Origin of the sequence: Paenibacillus sp. cl6col (assembly GCF_900102125.1) — a bacterium.
In the GTDB taxonomy this organism is placed as follows: Bacteria; Bacillota; Bacilli; order Paenibacillales; family Paenibacillaceae; genus Paenibacillus_B; species Paenibacillus_B suaedae.
The window spans coordinates 748,191-769,883 of sequence record NZ_FNAZ01000002.1; the positions used below are offsets into that span (position 1 = coordinate 748,191).

At 43.4% G+C, this 21,693-nt stretch carries 21 protein-coding genes and 2 pseudogenes; 21 read left to right on the forward strand and 2 right to left on the reverse strand.

Annotation, left to right across the window (positions count from 1 at the left end):
• The first annotated feature begins 37 nt into the window (after window positions 1–37).
• The 16 genes and pseudogenes from BLS15_RS07420 (at window position 38) to BLS15_RS07495 (ending at window position 16,297) form a co-directional block, all read left to right on the forward strand.
• Complete coding sequence (locus tag BLS15_RS07420; RefSeq protein ID WP_028532924.1) at window positions 38–1,084, forward strand: Cfr family 23S rRNA (adenine(2503)-C(8))-methyltransferase; 1,047 nt, start codon at window positions 38–40, stop codon at window positions 1,082–1,084.
• A gap of 12 nt (window positions 1,085–1,096) precedes the next feature.
• Entirely contained in the window at window positions 1,097–3,685 is a 2,589-nt protein-coding gene (gene ppsA, locus BLS15_RS07425; RefSeq protein WP_028532923.1) for a phosphoenolpyruvate synthase, read from the forward strand.
• Window positions 3,686–3,825: 140 nt separating this feature from the next.
• Window positions 3,826–4,063, forward strand: a pseudogene (locus tag BLS15_RS07430) (glycosyltransferase); the annotation flags it as partial.
• A gap of 367 nt (window positions 4,064–4,430) precedes the next feature.
• Window positions 4,431–5,366: an acetamidase/formamidase family protein gene (locus tag BLS15_RS07435; protein WP_231515164.1), complete on the forward strand. Its 936-nt coding sequence runs from the start codon at window positions 4,431–4,433 to the stop codon at window positions 5,364–5,366.
• A gap of 14 nt (window positions 5,367–5,380) precedes the next feature.
• The gene (locus BLS15_RS07440) at window positions 5,381–6,748 is read left to right on the forward strand and encodes an APC family permease (protein ID WP_254777305.1); all 1,368 of its coding nucleotides are present in this window, start codon (window positions 5,381–5,383) and stop codon (window positions 6,746–6,748) included.
• Window positions 6,749–6,842: 94 nt separating this feature from the next.
• On the forward strand, window positions 6,843–7,145 hold the full coding sequence (locus BLS15_RS07445; RefSeq protein ID WP_028532920.1) for an ArsR/SmtB family transcription factor: 303 nt from the start codon (window positions 6,843–6,845) through the stop codon (window positions 7,143–7,145).
• 134 nt (window positions 7,146–7,279) lie between these two features.
• A complete protein-coding gene (locus BLS15_RS07450; RefSeq protein WP_028532919.1) occupies window positions 7,280–8,674 on the forward strand; it encodes an aldehyde dehydrogenase in 1,395 nt (464 codons plus the stop codon).
• A gap of 55 nt (window positions 8,675–8,729) precedes the next feature.
• Window positions 8,730–9,404 (forward strand): NAD(P)H-binding protein, encoded by a 675-nt coding sequence (locus BLS15_RS07455; RefSeq protein ID WP_231515140.1) that lies wholly within the window; start codon window positions 8,730–8,732, stop codon window positions 9,402–9,404.
• A 214-nt stretch (window positions 9,405–9,618) separates the two neighbouring features.
• Window positions 9,619–10,449, forward strand: coding sequence for a sugar phosphate isomerase/epimerase family protein (locus BLS15_RS07460; RefSeq protein WP_231515139.1), 831 nt, complete (start codon window positions 9,619–9,621; stop codon window positions 10,447–10,449).
• 124 nt (window positions 10,450–10,573) lie between these two features.
• The gene (locus BLS15_RS07465; protein ID WP_028532917.1) at window positions 10,574–10,852 is read left to right on the forward strand and encodes a hypothetical protein; all 279 of its coding nucleotides are present in this window, start codon (window positions 10,574–10,576) and stop codon (window positions 10,850–10,852) included.
• A gap of 201 nt (window positions 10,853–11,053) precedes the next feature.
• Window positions 11,054–11,830 (forward strand): NUDIX hydrolase, encoded by a 777-nt coding sequence (locus tag BLS15_RS07470; RefSeq protein WP_028532916.1) that lies wholly within the window; start codon window positions 11,054–11,056, stop codon window positions 11,828–11,830.
• Between the two features lie 159 nt (window positions 11,831–11,989).
• Window positions 11,990–12,571, forward strand: coding sequence for a cysteine hydrolase family protein (locus BLS15_RS07475; protein WP_028532915.1), 582 nt, complete (start codon window positions 11,990–11,992; stop codon window positions 12,569–12,571).
• Complete coding sequence (locus tag BLS15_RS07480; RefSeq protein WP_028532914.1) at window positions 12,558–14,042, forward strand: nicotinate phosphoribosyltransferase; 1,485 nt, start codon at window positions 12,558–12,560, stop codon at window positions 14,040–14,042. Before BLS15_RS07475 ends, BLS15_RS07480 begins: the two co-directional genes overlap by 14 nt.
• A gap of 16 nt (window positions 14,043–14,058) precedes the next feature.
• Window positions 14,059–14,673, forward strand: coding sequence for a nicotinate (nicotinamide) nucleotide adenylyltransferase (nadD, locus tag BLS15_RS07485; RefSeq protein ID WP_028532913.1), 615 nt, complete (start codon window positions 14,059–14,061; stop codon window positions 14,671–14,673).
• Between the two features lie 18 nt (window positions 14,674–14,691).
• Window positions 14,692–15,510 carry an ammonia-dependent NAD(+) synthetase gene (nadE, locus tag BLS15_RS07490; RefSeq protein WP_028532912.1) on the forward strand — a complete coding sequence of 273 codons (819 nt, stop codon included), beginning with the start codon at window positions 14,692–14,694 and terminating at the stop codon, window positions 15,508–15,510.
• Between the two features lie 406 nt (window positions 15,511–15,916).
• A complete protein-coding gene (locus tag BLS15_RS07495; RefSeq protein WP_028532911.1) occupies window positions 15,917–16,297 on the forward strand; it encodes a hypothetical protein in 381 nt (126 codons plus the stop codon).
• 131 nt (window positions 16,298–16,428) lie between these two features.
• Here BLS15_RS07495 and BLS15_RS29940 read toward each other — a convergent pair whose 3' ends face one another.
• Window positions 16,429–16,581 (reverse strand): stalk domain-containing protein, encoded by a 153-nt coding sequence (locus BLS15_RS29940; RefSeq protein WP_081819943.1) that lies wholly within the window; start codon window positions 16,579–16,581, stop codon window positions 16,429–16,431.
• 24 nt (window positions 16,582–16,605) lie between these two features.
• Between BLS15_RS29940 and BLS15_RS28485 the strand changes: the two are divergent.
• From BLS15_RS28485 to BLS15_RS07515, 3 genes and pseudogenes are all read left to right on the forward strand, one after another.
• Window positions 16,606–16,707 (forward strand): annotated as a pseudogene (locus BLS15_RS28485) (nicotinate (nicotinamide) nucleotide adenylyltransferase); the annotation flags it as partial.
• Between the two features lie 434 nt (window positions 16,708–17,141).
• The gene (locus tag BLS15_RS07510) at window positions 17,142–18,602 is read left to right on the forward strand and encodes an alpha/beta hydrolase family protein (protein WP_090510780.1); all 1,461 of its coding nucleotides are present in this window, start codon (window positions 17,142–17,144) and stop codon (window positions 18,600–18,602) included.
• Window positions 18,603–18,667: 65 nt separating this feature from the next.
• Window positions 18,668–19,132: a MarR family winged helix-turn-helix transcriptional regulator gene (locus tag BLS15_RS07515; protein ID WP_021252308.1), complete on the forward strand. Its 465-nt coding sequence runs from the start codon at window positions 18,668–18,670 to the stop codon at window positions 19,130–19,132.
• Window positions 19,133–19,493: 361 nt separating this feature from the next.
• Here BLS15_RS07515 and BLS15_RS07520 read toward each other — a convergent pair whose 3' ends face one another.
• Window positions 19,494–20,612: an alpha/beta fold hydrolase gene (locus BLS15_RS07520; protein WP_090510784.1), complete on the reverse strand. Its 1,119-nt coding sequence runs from the start codon at window positions 20,610–20,612 to the stop codon at window positions 19,494–19,496.
• Window positions 20,613–20,756: 144 nt separating this feature from the next.
• Between BLS15_RS07520 and BLS15_RS07525 the strand changes: the two genes are divergently transcribed.
• Both BLS15_RS07525 and BLS15_RS07530 read left to right on the forward strand, forming a co-directional pair.
• On the forward strand, window positions 20,757–21,314 hold the full coding sequence (locus BLS15_RS07525; RefSeq protein ID WP_021252306.1) for a TetR/AcrR family transcriptional regulator: 558 nt from the start codon (window positions 20,757–20,759) through the stop codon (window positions 21,312–21,314).
• Between the two features lie 178 nt (window positions 21,315–21,492).
• Window positions 21,493–21,675: a DUF4177 domain-containing protein gene (locus BLS15_RS07530; protein ID WP_044356691.1), complete on the forward strand. Its 183-nt coding sequence runs from the start codon at window positions 21,493–21,495 to the stop codon at window positions 21,673–21,675.
• The last annotated feature ends 18 nt before the right edge of the window (window positions 21,676–21,693 follow it).

A 21,693-nucleotide genomic window follows, 5' to 3' on the forward strand; every position in this document is an offset into this window, starting at 1 on the left:
TGCTTTTTTGCATTTTCTCCGGCGGTAAGGAGAACACATGAAACCAACCTCGAAATATGAAACGATAGGACAGATCCTGTCCGATTTCAAGCAGCCCGCGTACCGGTATGGGCAAATTATAGACGCTATTTTCAAACAAAAAATCGCTGAATACGAACGGATCACTATACTGCCGAAATTTTTACGAGAAGAGTTGGCCCGAACGCTTGGCCCGAACGTCTCCAGCGTTATTCCGGTAAAGGAACTCACATCGCAGCAGGTCAGCAAGGTCCTATTTGCCATCGGTGGGGATGAACGCATAGAGGCCGTACGACTTTCCTATAAACGGGGATGGAAATCGTATTGTATTTCCACGCAGTGCGGCTGCGGGTTCGGGTGCCGCTTTTGCGCCACGGGTACCATCGGGCTGAAACGAAATCTGACCGCCGACGAAATTACCGACCAATTGCTTCACTTTCACTTGAACGGCCACGCCTTGGACAGCGTGTCCTTCATGGGCATGGGGGAGGCGCTCGCCAACCCGCACCTATTCGATGCGCTGGCGATTTTGACCAATCCAAATCTCTTCGGTTTAGGACATCGAAGGATTACCATTTCCACCATCGGCCTGTTGCCAGGAATCGAGAGGTTGACGCGGGAGTTTCCACAGGTCAATCTAACCTTCTCGCTGCACTCGCCGTTCGACGATCAACGGAGCGAACTGATGCCGATCAATAAGCGGTTTTCGCTCCACGACGTGATGAATGCTTTGGATCGCCATATCCGACATACAGGAAGAAAGGTGTATATCGCATATATTTTACTTCGAGGGTTCAACGACTCGGCGGAGCATGCGAAAGCGGTTGCTGCGCTGTTAAGGGGAAGGGGAGCTTGGGAACATCTCTACCACGTGAACCTCATTCCCTACAATTCAACAGAAGTAACGCCTCAGAGCTACTTGCCAACTGATCCAGAGAGGATCGAAACGTTCGTGCGGACGTTGAAAATGTTCGGTGTGAACGTTACGGTCCGAACTCAATTCGGAGCGGACATTAACGCGGCATGTGGTCAGTTGTACCGAGCTGATTCTAAAATGAATGGATAGGGGAGATAGGGTATGAGTTCTTTCGTTCTCGGTTTTCAGGAAATGAAAAATAACCAGCTATTGCTCGTTGGCGGAAAAGGGTTGAATGTAGGGGAGTTATCAAAAATTGAAGGAATCCAAGTACCAGAAGGCTTTTGTGTGACAACAGTAGGATATCAAAAAGCAATGGAGCAAAACGAAACGTACCATTCTTTGCTCAATCGACTGACGATGCTAAACATTGAGGATCGAGATCAAATTGGTGAAATCAGCAGGAAGATTCGAGAAATCATTCTGGAAGTAGAAATTCCTTCTGATGTTGTGCAAGCAGTATCTCAATATCTCTCCCAGTTTGGCGAGGAACATGCATATGCTGTGCGTTCCAGTGCGACTGCTGAAGATTTGCCATATGCCTCTTTTGCTGGTCAACAAGATACTTATTTAAATATTATCGGCAAAGAAGCCATCCTGCAGCATATCAGCAAATGTTGGGCCTCCCTATTTACGGATCGCGCAGTCATTTACCGGATGCAAAATGGATTCGACCACAGTCACGTTTATTTAGCCGTTATTGTTCAAAGGATGGTGTTCCCACAAGCTTCGGGGATTTTATTTACCGCTGATCCGATTACGTCTAACCGAAAGGTGATATCCATCGATGCCAGTTTTGGACTTGGAGAAGCACTGGTCTCTGGCCTGGTCTCTGCCGATTGTTATCAAGTAAAGGAAGGGGAGATCATCGATAAGAGGATCGCGGCCAAAAAATTGGCGGTCTATGGACGAAAAGAAGGCGGAACAGAGACACAACAGATCGATCCTAAGCTGCAAGAGACTCAAACCCTGACTGAGAAACAAATTTTACAACTAGCACGCATCGGAAGGCAGATCGAAGCCTATTTTGGTTGCCCACAAGATATCGAATGGTGTCTGGTTGAGGATACCTTTTACATAGTTCAGAGTCGGCCAATCACGACGTTATATCCGATTCCGGAAGCGAATGATCAGGAAAATCGCGTTTATGTATCTGTCGGTCACCAACAAATGATGACCGATCCTATGAAACCGCTGGGATTGTCGTTTTTCCAGTTTACAAATCCAGCACCCATGCGTAAAGCCGGTGGCAGGTTGTTTGTTGATGTGACCCCAATGCTGGCGAGCAGAGACAATACATTACATTACCTGGGACGAAACGATCCGCTAATCAAAGACGCATTGATGACCGTAATAGAGCGAGATTTTATAAAGACGTTGCCAGTTGATACCACAGCACCAAATCCGTATAAAAGCACCGCAGATAAAATGCGTGAAATTGAAAACAATCCGTCAATCGTTCCTGATTCAATTAAGCGTAATCAAGAATCGCTCGAAGCGTTGAGACAAAATATCCAAACGAAATCAGGATCGGATTTGTTGGATTTTATTTGCGAAGATCTCGAGCAATTAAAGAAGATTGTATTTGATGTGCAAATTATAGATGTGATTCTGGTTGCAATGGATGCTGCAGCATGGATCAATGAAAACATGAACGAGTGGTTAGGTGAAAAACACGCTGCAGATACACTTTCTCAATCTGTACCGGGCAATATTACTTCGGAAATGGGTCTGGCGCTATTGGATGTCGCAGATGTGATCCGTCCTTATCCAAAAGTCATAGATTATTTAGAACATGTAAAAGAGGATCACTTCTTGGATGAACTGCTTAAGTTAGAAGGCGGGCAGGAAACCCGACACGCTATCGATGCTTATCTCGCCAAATATGGAATGCGCTGTGCCGGAGAAATCGATATGACGAGAACGCGTTGGAGTGAGAAACCAACTACGCTTGTCCCCATGATTCTCGGCAACATCAAAAACTTTGAGCCTAATGCGAGCAAGCAGAAGTTTGAGCAAGGACAACAAGAAGCTTTGAAGAAAGAAGAAGAGTTATTAGAGCGATTAAAGCAATTGCCGGATGGCGAACAAAAAGCCAAAGAAACAAAAAGAATGATCAATCTCATCCGGAATTTCAGCGGGTTTCGAGAATATCCAAAGTACAGCTTGATTAATCGCTACTTCGTGTATAAGCAGGCTTTACTGAAAGAAGCTGAACAACTCGTAAAAGCGGGCATTATTCATGAAAAGGAAGATATCTTCTATCTCGCTCTTGAAGAACTCCACGAAGTCGTACGCACCAATAAACTGGATTATCACATCATCAGCAAACGAAAAGACGAGTACAACCACTATGAAAAACTAACCCCACCACGTGTTATCACGTCTGATGGCGAAATCATTGTAGGGAAGTACAAACGAGATAATCTCCCCACGAATGCTATTGTAGGTCTGCCCGTGTCTGCCGGAGTTATAGAGGGACGTGCACGTGTCATCTTGAACATGGAGGATGCTGAACTCGAAGATGGAGATATATTAGTCACCGCCTTTACGGATCCTAGCTGGACACCATTGTTTGTATCTATCAAAGGCCTCGTCACCGAAGTTGGCGGACTAATGACCCACGGAGCCGTTATCGCGCGTGAATATGGCTTGCCTGCAGTTGTAGGAGTGGAGGATGCTACCAAGCTGATCAAAGATGGACAACGAATTCGTGTGCATGGAACAGAAGGGTATATCGAAATATTGTAATTCTTCAGCGCCGTGCAGGAATTCCTGAAAGTAGTCTCCACAATTCCGAAACAAAGAAGACCGAGGAAGCTATTCCTCGGTCTCTTTATGTTGTTAATCAAGTGTAAAGCCATAAAATTCGCTGCGTCTTGATCGCATAAGTCGATATGCAGAAGGTTTGGATCGACCATACGATATGGACGAGAACCTATATGGTCAGCGCCATTTCTGATCGTGCAGATCAAAAGGATGTACTGGATCGGCTCATGCGGAACCAACAGGACATAGGCGATGTATTCAAGCTCTATTATGGAGAAGCCTTGGTAATAAGCTGGCTGATCTTCTTAGAGAACATATTCTAATGGCAGGGCTGCCAAAGCAGGCAATCAGGCGGATGTATACACATCTTCAGGATATTCCGGACAGCTTGATACAGTGTCTGCCTTAACACCTTTAATATAGATGTGACTCCTCCTTGTGTTGTGTCCTTCTACATCCTATTTTTAGTGTGATTTCTTCTATTTGAGTAGAAACTTGCTATAATTAACCATAGAAAGAGAGGTGAATATTTGCGGCCAGCGGTTTGCCATTATTCAACGTGTGGGCTCAAAAGAAACCGTGAGGTACGAAGCTGGACGGAGGCATTCTATTTTCGACAACGGCTGCAAACTGCTCCCTATCGTTTTCCGTTATACGATAGAAATAAGCTGAAGCTTCCGCTTATTTGACAAACTTTATGAAAGCAAAACTTGAAGGAGGCTTGTACATAGTGTTTACTGTATCCAACGAGCAATTTTTCTACTCATTTAGCAAAGATAATTCGCAAGCTTTGCGCGTTCCATCCAATTCCCGTGTTGTCATCCATACCTTCGATTGTTTTAAGGATCAGATTCAATCGGAACAAGCTACGTTCCAATCCATCGACTGGAATCAGATCAATCCGGCCTCGGGAGCGATCTATGTCGAAGGCGCTATGCCTGGCGATATCCTCAAAGTACATATCAACGAAATTGAATTGGGCAAGCAAGGCGTTATGGCTGTAGGGCCCGGACTTGGCGTCATGGGGCACCGTATCGATGCCTTTCAAATCAAAATCATCCCCATAGAAAACGGCAAGGCGCTATTTAATGACAAGCTGCACATTCCTTTGACCCCTATGATCGGAGTGATCGGCGTTGCCCCGGCTGGTGAGCCTATTTCCTGCGGCACTCCCGGGGCGCATGGCGGCAATATGGACACGAAGCTGATCACCACCGGAGCGACGCTCTATCTTCCCGTTTTCCATGAAGGGGCGCTGTTTGGCCTCGGCGATTTGCATGCAGCGATGGGGGACGGTGAAGTCGGCGTCTCCGGCATCGAAGTTTCCGCTCGTGTAACGGTAACGCTCGAAGTCATCAAGGGGACAAGCATCCCGTATCCTTTTGTGAAAAATCAAGAAGGGATAGCTTCGATCGTATCCAAGCCTACGCTCGATGAAGCGGCACGTAAGGCTGTAGAAGTCATGATCGATGCGCTGCTTCCCCACATGGAGCTGTCCTTGGGCGAGCTGACGATGCTGTGCAGTGCCATCGGCCAATCGCAAATCTCGCAAATTGTCGATCCGCTCATGACAGCAAGATTCTTCATGCCGAATAGCGCGCTGGATGCTTATCATGTCAAATTATTCGAACAGTCAACAATTTCCGGGAGAGATGAGGGATAAGTCTGAAGACTAACGTGACGTCACAGCCGGAGCGTCTGGCTAATTTGGAACAGTTCGGGTACAAACAAGAGCTCAAGCGTTCCTTATCGTTCTGGGATTTATTGATTTACGGGCTTATATTCATGGTCCCAATCGCTCCATTCGGCATTTACGGCTACGTGGCGCAGGGCTCGTTCGGGATGGTATCTCTCGCTTATTTGATCGGCATGGTCGGCATGGTGTTCACGGCGCTGAGTTACGCGCGAATGTCGGAAGCGTTTCCGATTGCTGGATCCGTCTATTCCTACGCCCAACGCGGCATCAATGAACATGCCGGTTTCTTTGCCGGGTGGGTGATTCTGCTCGACTACATACTTATTCCTTCGCTTTTGTATTTGATCAGCGCCTCAGCCCTAGGAGCAATAATTCCCGAGATCCCATCCTATGTTTGGCTGCTGATCTTTATTGGCATCAATACCGTTATCAATATTTTCGGCATCGAGATTACGGCAAAAGCAAACAAAATCATAGTCACGCTGCAACTGCTCATTCTTGCTGTGTTCATTACTGCGGCGGTTATTGCTGTTGCGAAAGGGGTTAACGGCGCCACCTTTACATTTAAGCCCCTATATGACCAAGCTCATTTCAACATCGGCACGATCATGGGGGCGGTATCCATTGCGGTGCTAAGCTTCCTTGGCTTCGATGCAGTATCAACGCTTGCAGAAGAGACAAACGGCGGCAAAAAGGCTGTCGGTCGTTCCATCGTCTTCTCTCTGCTGGTTATCGGCATCATGTTTATCGTCCAAACCTGGGTTGCGGCGCTTCTGTGGCCGGATTACACGACTTTCGAGAACGCTGATGTCGCCTTCTATCAAATCGCCGAGCTCGCAGGCGGACCTTGGCTGAAGTGGACAACCATTATCGCCACGGCACTCGCGTGGGGGATTGCCAACTCGTTGGTGGCCCAAGCGGCCATTTCCCGCATCCTGTACAGCATGGCGCGGGACAAGAAGCTCCCGGGGATCCTGGCCAAAGTCCACTCTAAGTATCAAACGCCTTATGTGAGCGTCCTGATCGTCGCGGCAATTTCGCTGATCGTCACGCTCAGCTTTTCATCGCATATCGCCATTCTGTCCTCGCTCGTCAATTTCGGAGCATTGACAGCCTTCCTGTTTCTTCATCTGTCGGTAATCAACTATTTCCTTCGGAAGCTGAAGAGCAGGGATTACTTGAATCATCTGCTCTATCCGCTCATCGGACTCGTAATTATCGGCTACGTCTGGTACAGTCTTGACGCTGCTTCCAAACAGTTCGGGTTCATTTGGATGGGCATTGGGATTGTGTATATGATCTATCTGAAGCTGACAAAGAAGGATGCTTCGATCGCGGGGGATCTGTAGATACTTGTTATCTTTATGGATTAACAAAACGCTTACTTCAAGACTTTAAGTATTTAAACCTTTCGTTATAACGTTATGAAAGAAAGGATAGAGTATGGGACAACAGGCATTAACTCAATTTCGCACATGTATTCCATTTTTTCAGCTGTTAGTTGATCCGCATCGTCAAGATATCATCCTGTGGCTTAGTGAACAGGGGCCTATGTCAGTTGGTGAAATAACAGCGCAATCTACATTATCGCGTCCTGCGATATCTCATCATTTGAAATTGCTGCGGGATCAAGGCTTAGTTACGATGGAGAAGATCGGTACAGAGCGGTATTACTCCGTAACCTTGAATCCTGCTGTTGATTCGTTAAAAAAACTACTTTCGTTACTTGAAGATGAGTGCCTTTAGAGCAAATCTAAAGGCATTTGTAATCGTATATACGTCGAAGAGTTTGAACGTTTAGATATTTAGATGTTCGGAATTGTTGAATGGATAAGAGCATAAAGAGTTTATATAGTGAGAAGAGATAAGGAGTGTATCGGATGAATCAAGTAGAGAAGATGGAAGTGGATAGCATAATAGCGCAACATAAAGAATTTTTTCAACAAGGGACAACGAGAACATTAGAATTTCGACTTGAACAGCTGAGCAAATTAAAAAATGCTATTAAGCGTAATGAAGACCGAATTACACAAGCACTGTATCAGGATCTAGGGAAAAGCGAATATGAGGCGTATTCAACGGAGATAGGCTTTGTATTGGATAGTATGAAGAACACAATGAAGCAGGTGAAGAAATGGATGAAGCCCCAGAAGGTAAAAACCCCTCTAGCTTTATGGCCGTCTAGAAGCCGTATTGTCAAAGAGCCATATGGGACAGTACTCATTATAGGGCCTTATAATTATCCATTCCAATTGCTGATTGAACCGCTTATTGGAGCAATTGCAGCAGGAAATTGTGCGGTACTTAAGCCTTCAGAACATACACCGAATACAACACGGGTCATTCATGAAATGATTAACGAGATCTTTGATAAGAGCTACATCCGCGTCGTAGAAGGGGAGAAGGAGATAACGTCAGCACTTATTCATGCACCTTTTGACTATATCTTCTTCACAGGAAGTGTACAGGTTGGAAAGATCGTGATGGAGGCTGCTGCCAAGAATTTGGTTCCCATAACATTAGAACTTGGAGGGAAGAGCCCCGTCATTGTAGACAAGACTGCGAACTTAGATGCAGCAGCGAAAAGAATTGTATGGGGCAAGTTTATGAATACAGGCCAAACTTGTATTGCTCCAGATTACATGTTGGTCCATTCGGAAGTCAAAGACGCTCTCATTTCAAAGATGAAAGAGGTCATCGTGAATTACTATGGAGAAGATCCGATGGACAGTAAGGACTATGGCCGCATTGTGAATGAACGCCAATTCGATAGATTGAATTCAATTCTGGAAAAAGATAGGAATAACGTAGTCTATGGTGGTAAATCAGTAAGAGAGAAGTTGTATATCGAACCAACATTACTGGAGGCAGTATCTTGGTCGGATGCGGTGATGTTAGACGAGATCTTTGGACCGCTTCTACCGATTCTGGAATACGATCAGTTAGACCATGCGATTCACACCATTCAAGAACATCCGAAGCCATTAGCCCTGTATTTGTTCACAGAGGATAAGAATTGTGAGGAAGAGGTGCTGCGTAGAATTTCCTTTGGTGGCGGGTGTGTAAACGATACGATTCTTCACATTGCGAATCATCATTTGCCTTTCGGTGGTGTTGGGAATTCGGGCATAGGCGCCTATCATGGGAAATATAGTTTCGACCTTTTTTCACATCATAAGAGCATTGTAAAGAAGACCACAAAAATCGATACCAGTTTTATTTTGCCTCCTTACAATGAGAAGAAACTGAGATTGGTCAAAAAGTTCTTGCGTTAGAATTTTATCTCTTACCGATATAGATATCATTAGGATTGTAGCAAGGATGGGATTGATGAACATGGAAGCGAAACGGTCAGCATTAGTGGTAGGAGCAACGGGTTTCATAGGGGCCGAGTTAGTGAAATTGCTTTGTAACAGTGAAGAGTACGAACTGGTGAAAATGATCGTTAGACGTCCTGGAACGTATTCACACCCGAAGATAGAAGTACTTGTTCGTGATTTCGATAAAATCATGCAAGAGGATATTGGAGAAGTACAAGATGTGTTCTGCTGCTTAGGCACAACGATCAAAAAGGCAGGGTCTCGCGAAGCATTTCAAAAGGTGGATTTTGAGTATCCGCGCACCATAGCAGCTTTAGCAAAAAAGCAAAAGGTCGAACATTTCATCATAATTACCGCAATTGGGGCAAATGAAAAATCATGGTCTCACTATAATCGTGTAAAAGGGATGATCGAGAGCGAATTGATTGCGCTGGATTTTCCGCGGCTGTCCATCTTACGTCCTTCGCTTTTAACAGGAAATCGTGAAGAATTTCGGTTAGGGGAAAAGGTTGGGGAAATAATCTTGAAAATGCTGAATCCAGTACTTGTGGGATCTGCGAGAAAATATCGTTCTATTTCAGGAGAACAGGTCGCATTTGCCATGAAAGCTATCGCCTTACACAGCAAAGAACAGAAAGTTACCATCTATACTTCTGATGAAATTGCGAAGTTTTCACCGCTTTAGAAGTACGACCGACTACAAGACTGCCTATCTATTGGCAGTCTTTATTATAATACAAGCCAAAACGGGTGCCAGAAGCAATCAAAGTGTATTCAGATGGAACAACGAAATTACTGTGAGGGAGAGAAGCTCACTGGTGATATCATCATACGTTCTTGCAATGATATCATTTATTGTCTACTTCCAATATTAAGTATACTATAATGAGATAAAGTCTATGAATTATGGAAAAGCTATGATAAAAAAGCAAGAAAGGAAGAGGCTTATGCTTACCATTTATGATTGGTTTGGTTATGAATTGCCGAATAAGGAACGTTTTCAGTTAATAAAAGAAGCTGGATTTGATGGCGTTTTAATATGGTGGAGTGATGGCTTTGGTCGTGACTGCTTTGGTCGGAACGATTACCGCAAAGGGCCGCAAATAGCGCGAGAAGCGGGACTATTTATCGAAAATATCCACACACCAATCCAAAACGAAAACAACCTCTGGCTTGACAATCTGGACGGTGAAACCGCAACGGATTGCTATTTGCAATGTGTTGCAGACTGCGCTGATTTTGAGATTCCGACAATGGTGGTGCATTTGCCTAACGAAGACAATCCATATAACACATTGGGATTGGATAGAATCAAGCGAATCACAGAAAAAGCTGAACAGCTTGGTGTCAATGTTGCAATGGAGAATTTATGGAACCTTTCCAATTTAGCATATGTGCTGGAGCAAGTAGATTCCCAGCGTATCGGATTCTGTTATGACTCCGGACATCACTACCGCCATTATCCAGACTATGATTTATTATCTGTGTACGGTTCTCGGCTGATGGCACTACACTTACATGATAATAACGGAAGTTATGCCCAACATGGATTACCTTTTGATGGCACGATTGATTGGTCTACAACCCTGAAAAAAATCGCGGAGACGGGTTATTCAGGCGCGATTGCAATAGAGGCCATGAATTGGGATTATGCGGATTTATCAGCTAAAGAGTTTTTACATAAAGCGTTTGAACGAGCAAAAAGGCTGGAAGAATTAAAACGGAAATAATCTGCAACAATCATGGATATATGCAGGATACATATTCTACAAAACTATCATACAGAATCATTACATATCATTAGTCTTTTGTGTTGGATGAGAAAATATATAGAAAATAGGGGATTGTACAATCATGACAGAAGGAAAAACAACAAAGAAGTCATCGCTCAAATACGTTGTTATCGGTGTATTACTGATCATTTTAGCCGTTACGAATCCGAATAAAGATGACTTTACTGATTATGTGAGTAAGAAAGCAGATGCAAATCACTTTGTAGCATCTGTTGCTTTTAAGCTTCTGGGGATGGAAAGAGATAATTATATTTTCTTCTCTAAGTTCTCATTTTATAACGTTAATGGAGACAAAGTTATGGTTTATGGTTTATTAAATGGTGTCTTTTTTAGTTTGTAAACAATGGTTTAACCATACATATAACCGTGTTGAGACATGAAACTTTGAAAGAAGCCTCCCCCAAAAGGAGGCTCTTTATAATTAGTTAGAATAAAGGTCTTTAAAAACATGGAATATATAGGTTGACAAAAGGTTGAATTACTCGTAATATACAATTAACACATTGGTAATTGTTAAAAGAGAGAAAAGGTTGTGCTTATCGTGTCAAACAAAGAGGCTTTGGAACAATATGATGTCAAACAATATCGAACGCCAGATGGATATACATCTGATATTGCTGTTTTTACGATAGTACCTGTTACAATCAAAGAATTCAAACCGCCCGAGATGGAGCTCAACATTATGCTCATTCAGCGGAGTATGCTAAACAGCGAAGGAAAGCCGAATATCGAAGCAGGGAAGTGGGCATTGCCGGGTGGCTTCGTTAATCCCAATGAAACTGCCTATGAAAGTGCACAACGTGAGCTGCAAGAAGAAACAGGTGTAGAGGACATTCATCTTGAACATTATGGTGTATACGATAAACCTGGACGTGATCCGCGGGGCTGGATGATTACCAATGCACACTTTGCGATTGTGCCAGAACACAAGTTGTCCCACAGACAGGCAAACGATGATGCCGCAGATGTACAATTGTTCTCGGTGAAAGAGGTTATGTATCTCGATCTTGCGTTCGATCACGCACAAATCATCGCAGATGCGATTCATGTGATTCGCCAGAAGCTTCTCGAAACGACTGTCGCCAAGGAGTTTCTACCCGCAGAATTCACGTATTCGGAGCTGCAAGCCGTTCTCCTTACGGTCACAGATGATTCCGCAATTGCTTCGGAACCGGCATTTGCAAGAAAGATCAAATCGTTGCCCTTTATCCAAGAGGTTGTAGGGAAGAAGACTACCCGAACATCGAAACGACCGACACAGCTGTACCGATTTGTCGAAATGGATCTAAACAAATCCATTTACCATACCAGAATGTGATGGATGTTAGCTGATTACAATAAGATGGTGACTAAAGGAAATAGCATTTCGAAGGGGATGTGTGAGGTGTGAAGTGCTAACTTAACTTTATTGTCACTACTCTTTTTTACAATAACAATTAACAATTATGAAATAGTTAAATTAAAGGAGGAGTACACAATGAAAAAGAAAGCACTCATTAATATCGACTATACAAAGGACTTTGTTGCTGCGGATGGGGCATTGACTTGCGGAGCACCAGGGCAAGCGATTGAAGGGCGAATGACTGAAATTACGAAAGCGTTTATTCAAAGTGGTGATTTCGTTGTTTTCGCTATCGACATTCATAAGGAGAATGACGCATTCCATCCGGAAACGAAGCTGTTCCCGCCGCACAACATTGAGGGAACCGATGGTCGGAAGCTATTTGGTCAATTGGAGGATCTGTATCAAGCAAATAAAGACGCTAATAATGTCTATTGGATGGACAAAACAAGATACAGTGCATTTGCTGGTACAGACTTAGAGCTTTTACTTCGAGCAAGAGGGATAAATGAACTTCATCTAGTAGGCGTTTGTACGGACATTTGCGTACTCCACACCGCAGTAGATGCTTACAATAAAGGTTTCGATATTGTCGTTCATGAGGATGCCGTTGCAAGCTTTGATGCCGAAGGTCATGTATGGGCACTCAGACATTTCAAGGGTTCGCTCGGAGCTGCAGTAGTCAAAAAGGAGGAAAACAAAGATGAAAAAAATTGAGCTTCCGGTATTCAATCATGGTGATGACAGTCTCGCGCTGCATACCGATAAATATCAAATTAATATGGCGCAGGTCTACTGGCAAAATGGCATGCATAACCGTAAAGCAGTTTTTGAAGTGTACTTCCGCAAGCTTCCTTTCCAGAACGGATATGCGATCTTTGCAGGCTTGGAGCGGGTCGTTCGTTATTTGTATGATTTCCGCTTTACCGATAGCGATTTGAGTTATCTTCAGGAAGAAGGGTATAGCGAAGAATATCTAGATTACCTTCGGGCCATTCGTTTCACAGGAACCGTTCGTTCGATGAAAGAAGGGGAACTGGTTTTTGCGAATGAACCGATTATGCGAATTGAAGCACCACTGGCGGAAGCACAGCTAATTGAAACTGCGATACTTAATATCGTTAATTATCAAACACTTATTGCAACAAAGGCATCTCGAATTAAGCAAGTAGCAGGTGAGGATCATTGCATGGAGTTCGGAACTCGGCGAGCACAAGAACTGGATGCCGCGATTTGGGGTACGAGAGCTGCGTATCTTGCGGGATTCGAAGCAACGTCGAATGTAAGGGCAGGGAAGTTATTTGGCATCCCTGTCTCGGGCACCCACGCTCATGCAATGGTTCAAGCCTATCGAGATGAATATAAGGCATTTAAAGCGTATGCAGAAACGCATAAAGACTGCGTATTCCTTGTTGATACCTATGACACACTGAGATCTGGTGTCCCTACGGCAATCAAAGTGGCGAAAGAGTTCGGTGAGCGTATCAGCTTTAAGGGCATCCGACTTGATAGTGGAGACTTAGCGTATTTATCGAAAGAAGCCCGTAAAATGCTTGATGAAGCAGGCTTCCCGAATGCCAAAATCTTTGCCTCAAACGATCTCGACGAACAAACCATCATGAACCTGAAAACACAGGGGGCTAGAATAGATGTGTGGGGCATTGGCACCAAGCTGATTACAGCGTATGATCAACCCGCTTTGGGTGCCGTATACAAGCTGATCTCGATTGAAGACGAAAACGGAACGATGGTCGATACGATCAAAATCAGCTCGAATCCTGAGAAGATTACGACCCCTGGACGCAAGCGTGTATTCCGTATCGTCAACAAGGCGAATGGGAAATCAGAGGGCGACTACATTGCACTGGAACATGAAGAACCGCAGTCGGAACAGCGCTTGCATATGTTTCATCCCGTTCACACGTATATTGCAAAATTCGTAACGGGATTTGAAGCGAGAGAACTTCATCATACCATCTTTGAAAGTGGGAACTTGGTGTACGATGTTCCTTCGCTTAAAGACATTAGGGAGTTTGTAAAAGAAAATCTTGATGTATTATGGGATGAATATAAACGGACGCTCAATCCAGCAGAATACCCTGTTAACCTCAGTCAAGAATGCTGGAATAATAAGATGCGGTTGATTGAAGAAGTTCGAAATAGAGTTCAAGCGGCTCTCGAAGCTTAGAAGGAGGCTGGATGAGATGGCGAAAATCGGGATTTATGGTTCATCCTTTGATCCGATCACGAATGTCCATCTTTGGACAGCAAGCACCGTAGCGCATCGTTGCAAGCTGGACAAGGTGATTTTCCTGCCTTGTTCCAGTAAGCGGCAAGATAAACAAATGAATGTGTCGGATGAACATCGAATGAGCATGGTTCGGATTGCGATTGAGGGCAACGACAAATTTGAAGTTGACGATTTTGAGATGAATCAACCTGGTTGGGAAATTGCCACGTACAAAACAATGAAGCATTTTCGTGCGAAATATCCGAATGACGAAGTGTATTTCATCATGGGTGCTGATCTGCTCGTCGATATCGGTGAAGGGAAATGGAAGCGGGCTGAGGAACTAATTCGTGATAATAAGTTTATTGTCATGGCAAGAGACGGCATTAATATGCTGTCGGCCATTAGCAAATCTCCAATTCTTCGGAATGCAGATGATGGCCACACGTTTCATCTGATCGACAAGGGGCTGGCAATGGAGATTAGCTCTAGTTATATCAGAGACGAATTCAAAATGGGTGGAGAACCGCGCTACTTGGTTCCTGATAGAGTTTACGATTACATTCAAATCAATCACCTATACAAATAATGAAAGGGGATGCGGGATATGAATAAGCAAATCGAAATCATCAACGTATTGCATGTAAAACACACGATTGTACCTACGGAAGAAATCCGTAATCGAGTGAATTTCCTTAAGGAGTATTGCCGTACAACGGGAGCGAATGGATTTGTGTTAGGAATCAGCGGGGGGCAGGATTCGACACTTGCTGGTCGATTAACCCAATTGGCGGCTGAAGAGCTTCGTGCAGAAGGTTATGAAGCCAAGTTTATTGCGATCCGTCTGCCTTATGGGACACAACAAGATGAGGACGATGCTCAGCTTGCTTTGCAGTTTATTAAGCCTGACGATACGCTGACATTCAATATTGAGACTCCTGTGAATGCTATGGCAGAAGCTTATGAGGGTGCTGACGGAAGGGCCCTTTCGGATTACCATAAAGGGAACGTGAAGGCAAGAATGCGTATGATTGCACAGTATGCTGTGGCAGGCGAGCATCAATGTCTTGTTGTGGGAACCGATCATGCCGCAGAAGCAATCACTGGCTTCTACACCAAGTTTGGTGATGGCGGAGCGGATATTCTCCCGCTAGCTGGACTTACGAAAGGTCAAGGGCGTGAACTTTTGATCGAGCTGCATGCACAGGAACGTCTATATCTGAAGACGCCAACAGCAGATCTTCTCGACAACACGCCGCAACAAGCTGATGAAGCTGAGCTTGGCTTGGAATATGAGTTGTTGGATGAATATCTTGTCGGTAACGAAGTTGCTCCTGAAGCGAAGGAGAATATTGAAACCCGCTATGCGGTGACACAACACAAACGTGAACTGCCCGTAGCACCATTCGATCAATGGTGGAAGTAAGGAAATAGATTAGTATAAATTATTCAATATTTTGACGATACCCCTTTCGTTGGGAGTGAAGCTGTGATAGTCAAGAAGTAATTCTTAATGATAATAAAAAGAGATATTTGCTGCAAGGTGTTTGAAACAGTTGTCAAACAAGGTGTACGTCTTTAACTATTCTTACGCATACTAACAACGATTGGGCATGTCAATTATACAACTGTACCAAACACTTTTAGTTAGGATGGTTTATTGGAAATGTTGATTTTCCTATTCTGGATGTATAACCCAAAAATAGTAAAAAAATTCAGTGAATCATGTCATGACGCTCCCCTAGTTGGCAGCATGTTTGAATTGTAAAATGATACATAGAACAACATCCCAGATTCCTTTCCGCCTCAAAATTATTTTGGGAGGTAATACTATGTTAAAAGAGCTTTCTGTTTCAATCCTTGCAGCAACTACGTTGTTCTCTGCTAGTTCTGGTGCAGTTCTTGCGGAGCCGCTTCAAGCCTCTGCTGTTGAGGCAAAAGCAGTGAGTCAAGCCGCAGAAAGGGTACTGGCCAAAATTGTATGGAACGACGTACCCGGTGCTGCTTGGTATGAGATCTCCATCAGGAATTTAGATACCGACCGGCAATATTTTAACAGGGAAAATAATGATAATAAGCATCTCACCTATGTGGACAGTGGTCATAAATACAGATTTTGGGTTGGTGCATTTGATAAAAATGGTAAATTGATAAAACAAGATAGCACAACTAAAAGAATAAATGATGATTCATGGATATATCTTGAGTTGTAATCAACTCTAAAGTACAACTGAAATCGATTGATTTGGCAATTAAAAAGGAAAAATAAATAAGTTCAATCAACAAAAAAAAGCAACGGGACATGGCCAAAATGTCTGTTGCTTTTTTTGCTTTAAAACTTGGTCTAGCGTGTGCGTGTATCATCCCACTTTACTTGCGCATCCAATGCTTCGCTAACGAATCGATGTGGGACGAGGTTTCGACCGCGATCCGTTATGGTGGGAAGGTGCTCTGTTATCGTATTTTCTTTTACAATTAGCTTAATGTAGGTGCAGATTCAGCATAGGCGATTGGAAAGATAGACGGCATCAATATGCTGTCGGCAATTAGCAAATCCCCAATTCTCCGCAATGCAGATGATGGTCATACGTTTTATTTGATCGACAAGGGACTGGCAAATGATAGATTTGAAACAATACGCTGTATTGAAGGGCACGTTCTACCGAATGCGGGGACTCAGGAGGATTTTCCGTGCGTTGGTGATTTTAAGACGATAATCCACGCAGATTATCAACTCAAAGAGTTGCAAGGTGAGACAATAGGAGATGTTGAGCTTGTAACAGATATGGTTGAAACTTCCGATGGTGAAAGTCTGCCATATAAGGTGGTTTGGAAAACACAAAAAAATTTGAGCGTTATGGTGATCCAGATTCATGGCGAATGGAATACGACCTCTATGCATCGGATTACGCCACGGTGGGACATCGTGATTTTCCAGGTTGACGAACAGGAAATAAATAGATAATATTGAATTATAGTTTACTTTACTAAAGTAAACTAATTTGTAAGAGGGTTGATTAAAAAGATTTACTTCATTTTAAAAAGGAGATGAAATGAGTGAGGTTGTTTGAAGGTATTCTGATATTTGTTCATATCGCTTGGTTGTTTTCTTTTTCACTCAGGGCGGATGCCAAAATCAAAATAAGTGCCAATATAGCCGCATTCGCTCTGTTAACTCTTCACATGGCAGCAGAAGGTTATCGCTGGCAGATGGCGGTGACCTATACTTTGTTTGTTGTTCTGACTGTAGTCACGTTTATGCTATATTTTCGAAGGAAAGATAAGACAGAGAACAGAAAAAAAAGGAAAGCACAAAAACTTTTATTTGCCTTGCTGCTCATTCTGTATGCGTTCGGCAGCGTCGCTCCTGCAACATTGATTCCCGTATTCCAACTTCCCAAGCCAACCGGATCGTTCGAAGTGGGGATGAGCTCTAGACACTTGCTTGAAGAATCTCGAACGAACGCCGCTTTGCCGGAGCGAGTAGGAAAAGAGCTCATGATCCAAATATGGTATCCCGCCGAAATCAATGACGACATACAACCTATCCGTTACCAATCCTTTCCCTATGCAGAATGGGCAGGAACTATGGAATTTCTTTTTTCTACGCCCCGCTTCTTTTTTGACTATCTCAAATATGGCCGAACCAACAGCATACAAGATATTGCCGTGTCCAATCAACAAGACCGATACCCCATCCTGTTATTTTCCCATGGGTTTGGCAGCACGAGAATGCAAAGCTTTTCTCAAATGGAGGAACTGGCCAGCCATGGCTATATCGTTGTCAGTGTGGATCATATGATTGATGCGGCCTTTACGCAATTTCCCGATGGGCGAGAAGTCATGAGTAAGGCCGATGCTTATTCGTATTCATTTACGATCGAAGATGAACGAAATGTGAGGGCAAGATCGGAAGATATGACGTTTGTCCTCGATCAATTGACGGTATTGAATGAGTGGGATCCCGAAGGTTTGTTCACCGGCAAACTGGACATGGAACGAATCGGTATTTTGGGGCACTCCTACGGGGGTTCAACCGCTGCTCAGTCGTTATTGGACGATGCAAGAATTTTGGCGGGGGTCAACATAGACGGCCCATTGCATGAACCGGTAGCAAGCAAAGGGCTCGAAAGGCCATTTATGTTTATTTTGAATAAAGACTATCTGGATTTAGACGATGAGGAAATTAAATATACATCTATCACGCCAGAGCAATTCCGGCAATATCATAGTCAAATTAAAAAGCTTGCGGATTATCACTTTAGAGAGGGGATTAGGGCAGATACTTATCAACTTATTTTTAATGCCGGAGATCATTATTCTTTTTCCGATTTTCCATTTTTATCGCCGCTGTTGTCGAAGGGGATCGATATAGAAGAATTTCATCAAGTGATGAATCGCTACATTGTAGCTTACTTTAATCATTATGTTATGAATGAAGAGATTGATCCCTTGTTGTTGAAAGAGGAGCATGTAAATCAGTTTTATGACTATGAAGCGAATAAAAAGAGGAACTAGTATGATTTGACGAAATCGAAATACTTTTTTATGCTACAGGTAACTTTATTGATTGAGGTGCGGCGATGCAAGATTATCTTAAAATAGTAGAACAAATCAATCAAGCCTTTGAGCAATTCACGGCGATCGTTCAAAGGGAGGTAGCGGAAGCGAAACAACTGGAACATTTCCACCTAACCCCGCAGCAGGAGTTCATTATGTACTATATCGTCCGTAATGAGCCCGTAACGGCAAGACAAATCGCTTTATATTTGGACGTCTCGATGAGTGCCGTCAGCCACGTTATGCCCAAACTCGAGGAACAAAAAATGATCGTTCGCTGGACGAATCCGGAAAATAAAAGGGAAGCGCTGATCCGATTAGGGGAGCGCGGTCTGGAATATTCCGCTTTGTTGCACCGAATCGATGAGTTGTTGGTAAGGGATTATTACTCCAAGGTGAGCATGGATGACCTCGAAGCGGTTCATAGTACTCTTCAGAAATTGGTCAAAATATCGAAAATGCAAGCAAAGAAACAGGAGGAGTTGTAGTAAGAACGTTATTGTTTCAAACAGCTGCCTCCTTCGGGGCAGGGTGTCCGCCCGTTTATAGAATCAACATCAATCAGTCAATAGACTTTCATTGTAGCTAGGAAGCAGGTTTTAATGAACTTAAGGGTAAAAAACACATCACACCGGAGAGTCATCTTGAACTCGTGGACGACATTTATAACGTAGACGAAGAATATTTTCAAAGGGACGATTCATTATATAGGTGTCATTCCTAATTTCCGTGGGAAAGGATTTATTAACGGCTTGCCTTTAAAGGAAATTATTTCCTAATCTGTATGATATGCTGCGTAGAAGCAGCCCTATATAAGGCTGCCTCATCCTACACTAGGTGAATCCGGCATTACGCTTGTAAAAATTTGATCATTTCGTTGAAAGCCAAATCGCGATGTCCTGCCTGGCAGTGCTGCTCGCCGCCTGTTTCCTTGGTGAACACCTTCGTCGTGATGGACGCCGCGTTGCATAGTTCATTTTGAATTTGCGGCAGTCGGCTGATCGGAACATACTGGTCATCTTCTCCGGCCAGCAGCAATACATCTTGATTGATTAACGAGCCGATCCCGGCCATCGTATGCTTCTCGAAATTTTTGAGCAGAGCGAACGGCGTTTTCTCGCCCGTGTTTTCCATTCCTTTCATGACTTTCCAGCTCAAATCGATGCTTTCCTTCATCATGTTTTCGATCATGGCATTAACTTGATCAGCTTCATTGGCATCCAAAAGGGTGCTTAGTTTGTTCCAGACATCTTCAGGCATTCGAATCTTCAATGCATCCAGACCGCTATAGAAAATATTGAACGCAATCACTTTATCGATTCGTTTCTCAAAAGCGGCGGCCCTCATCGCCAAATAACCGCCCCATGAAGCCCCCAAGATGCTTACGCGATCGATTTTAAAGTAATCGATAACCGCTGCAAGCGGCTTTTCCCAGTTATGAATGAATTTCAAGCCGTTTTTAAGTGCCGTACCTTGTCCCGGACCATCAAAAACAATAATATGATAGTGAATTCCTTTTATGAAGTTCATCATCTTAACCATTTCTTCCATGTATGAATCATATCCGCCAAATACGAGCAGCGTTTGCTTGGCGCCAGGCGTCACCAATTTAATCGCTGGCAGATAGGAATGTTCATACGGAATTTGATAGGACTCATAGTCAAAATCATGGAAACCCTTGTAGAAAGTCTCGCGGTATTTTTGATACATATTCTCTTTAGCCGGATTCGACGGATTCAGATAAAATTCAGCAGCCTGATAATAGACGGAAGCCAGATCATAATCCTGGCGTTCTTCCCGCATAACCGCATATTCCAGCCAAGATTCATACCAGCTGTTCATATCCTTCAATCTTGGAATTATTCCTTGCAAATCGCTGTTTGCCCGTTCGTCTTCCTGATAGTAATCATTTAAAAAACGGTTGATTTGCAAATTGAATTGTTCATTGGCAACATAGTGTTTAAACATACAATCCCTCCTTTGCGTTGTTACAAGGCCATCTTATTGGAAGGGGCTTTACCCAGCAACAAGCAAAAAAGTTCTTTGCGTACGAAATCGAACGATATGTACGCCAAGAGTTCGGAAAACAACTTTTAGAAAGGAATCGATTGTATGGTGGAAGATGTTCGCGTATTTAAAACAAAGAAAAACATTGCTGATGCACTTATTCATTTACTGGAAGAAAAGGACTTTGCCCACATTACGGTAAAAGATATCTGCACCCTCTCTTTATCGAGCAAATCCACTTTTTACAGCCATTTTATCGATAAATACGATCTTCTGGAGAAACTTGTTCAACAGCATGCAGCTTCATTCGAGCAAGAAATATTGCGGCGTTTTGACTCCATGAAACAAGACAATGTGGCTGAAGTTATCGAAATGATCGTCGAACAAACGGTTAAGCAAAATACCGTAATTTCCACACTGTTAAACGTACATGTACCTTCGGCGGATTTGCATGTGGAATTCGAGAAGATTTTATATCAAACTTGTTTATCCTTTCTGGAAAAGGAAGTTACGGCGCCGGCTATATCAATGGAATATCTGTCCCACTTGTATGTGGCAAACGCCATGGTATTGTTGCACTGGACTTTACAACATGGCAAGGATGAACATGCGATTGACCTTGCTTATCAAATGCAAAAGTTTATTTTTGACCGAATTTCATAAGTGAAAATATGAGATTTAGACTACATTAACCATGTAATGAAACATATTTTATGCTGTTAAACGACTCAAAGGTACCCTTGTTTGTGATCAGAAGTGTAAAAAAATGAAAGTACTAGACTGAAAAATAAAGTGTTAGACTGAGTATATCAAGCAGGGGGCTCACGAGGAGGATACATACATGTATACGTATCATTTTGAGAAAGTAAAGATTGGGTTGTCGTCGCAAAAAAACGTAGAAACTAAGGTGCAAGAGATCATCCACGAACATGCTAAGGACGGCTGGCGCTTAGTTCAAGTTATCCCACCATATCATGGGGCGACTACTCTGAGTTTCGAAATCATCTTTGAGAAAAAAGCATAAATAGCTAAGAGGGAAATA

What these genes read in the sequence shown, in the direction of transcription:
- BLS15_RS07420 (WP_028532924.1), top strand. Translation starts at nt 38, where the DNA reads ATGAAACCAACCTCGAAATATGAAACGATAGGACAGATCCTGTCCGAT.
- ppsA (WP_028532923.1), top strand. Translation starts at nt 1,097, where the DNA reads ATGAGTTCTTTCGTTCTCGGTTTTCAGGAAATGAAAAATAACCAGCTA.
- BLS15_RS07445 (WP_028532920.1), top strand. Translation starts at nt 6,843, where the DNA reads ATGGGACAACAGGCATTAACTCAATTTCGCACATGTATTCCATTTTTT.
- BLS15_RS07450 (WP_028532919.1), top strand. Translation starts at nt 7,280, where the DNA reads ATGAATCAAGTAGAGAAGATGGAAGTGGATAGCATAATAGCGCAACAT.
- BLS15_RS07455 (WP_231515140.1), top strand. Translation starts at nt 8,730, where the DNA reads ATGAACATGGAAGCGAAACGGTCAGCATTAGTGGTAGGAGCAACGGGT.
- BLS15_RS07460 (WP_231515139.1), top strand. Translation starts at nt 9,619, where the DNA reads ATGAATTATGGAAAAGCTATGATAAAAAAGCAAGAAAGGAAGAGGCTT.
- BLS15_RS07465 (WP_028532917.1), top strand. Translation starts at nt 10,574, where the DNA reads ATGACAGAAGGAAAAACAACAAAGAAGTCATCGCTCAAATACGTTGTT.
- BLS15_RS07475 (WP_028532915.1), top strand. Translation starts at nt 11,990, where the DNA reads ATGAAAAAGAAAGCACTCATTAATATCGACTATACAAAGGACTTTGTT.
- BLS15_RS07480 (WP_028532914.1), top strand. Translation starts at nt 12,558, where the DNA reads ATGAAAAAAATTGAGCTTCCGGTATTCAATCATGGTGATGACAGTCTC.
- nadD (WP_028532913.1), top strand. Translation starts at nt 14,059, where the DNA reads ATGGCGAAAATCGGGATTTATGGTTCATCCTTTGATCCGATCACGAAT.
- nadE (WP_028532912.1), top strand. Translation starts at nt 14,692, where the DNA reads ATGAATAAGCAAATCGAAATCATCAACGTATTGCATGTAAAACACACG.
- BLS15_RS07495 (WP_028532911.1), top strand. Translation starts at nt 15,917, where the DNA reads ATGTTAAAAGAGCTTTCTGTTTCAATCCTTGCAGCAACTACGTTGTTC.
- BLS15_RS07515 (WP_021252308.1), top strand. Translation starts at nt 18,668, where the DNA reads ATGCAAGATTATCTTAAAATAGTAGAACAAATCAATCAAGCCTTTGAG.
- BLS15_RS07520 (WP_090510784.1), bottom strand. Translation starts at nt 20,612, where the DNA reads ATGTTTAAACACTATGTTGCCAATGAACAATTCAATTTGCAAATCAAC.
- BLS15_RS07525 (WP_021252306.1), top strand. Translation starts at nt 20,757, where the DNA reads ATGGTGGAAGATGTTCGCGTATTTAAAACAAAGAAAAACATTGCTGAT.
- BLS15_RS07530 (WP_044356691.1), top strand. Translation starts at nt 21,493, where the DNA reads ATGTATACGTATCATTTTGAGAAAGTAAAGATTGGGTTGTCGTCGCAA.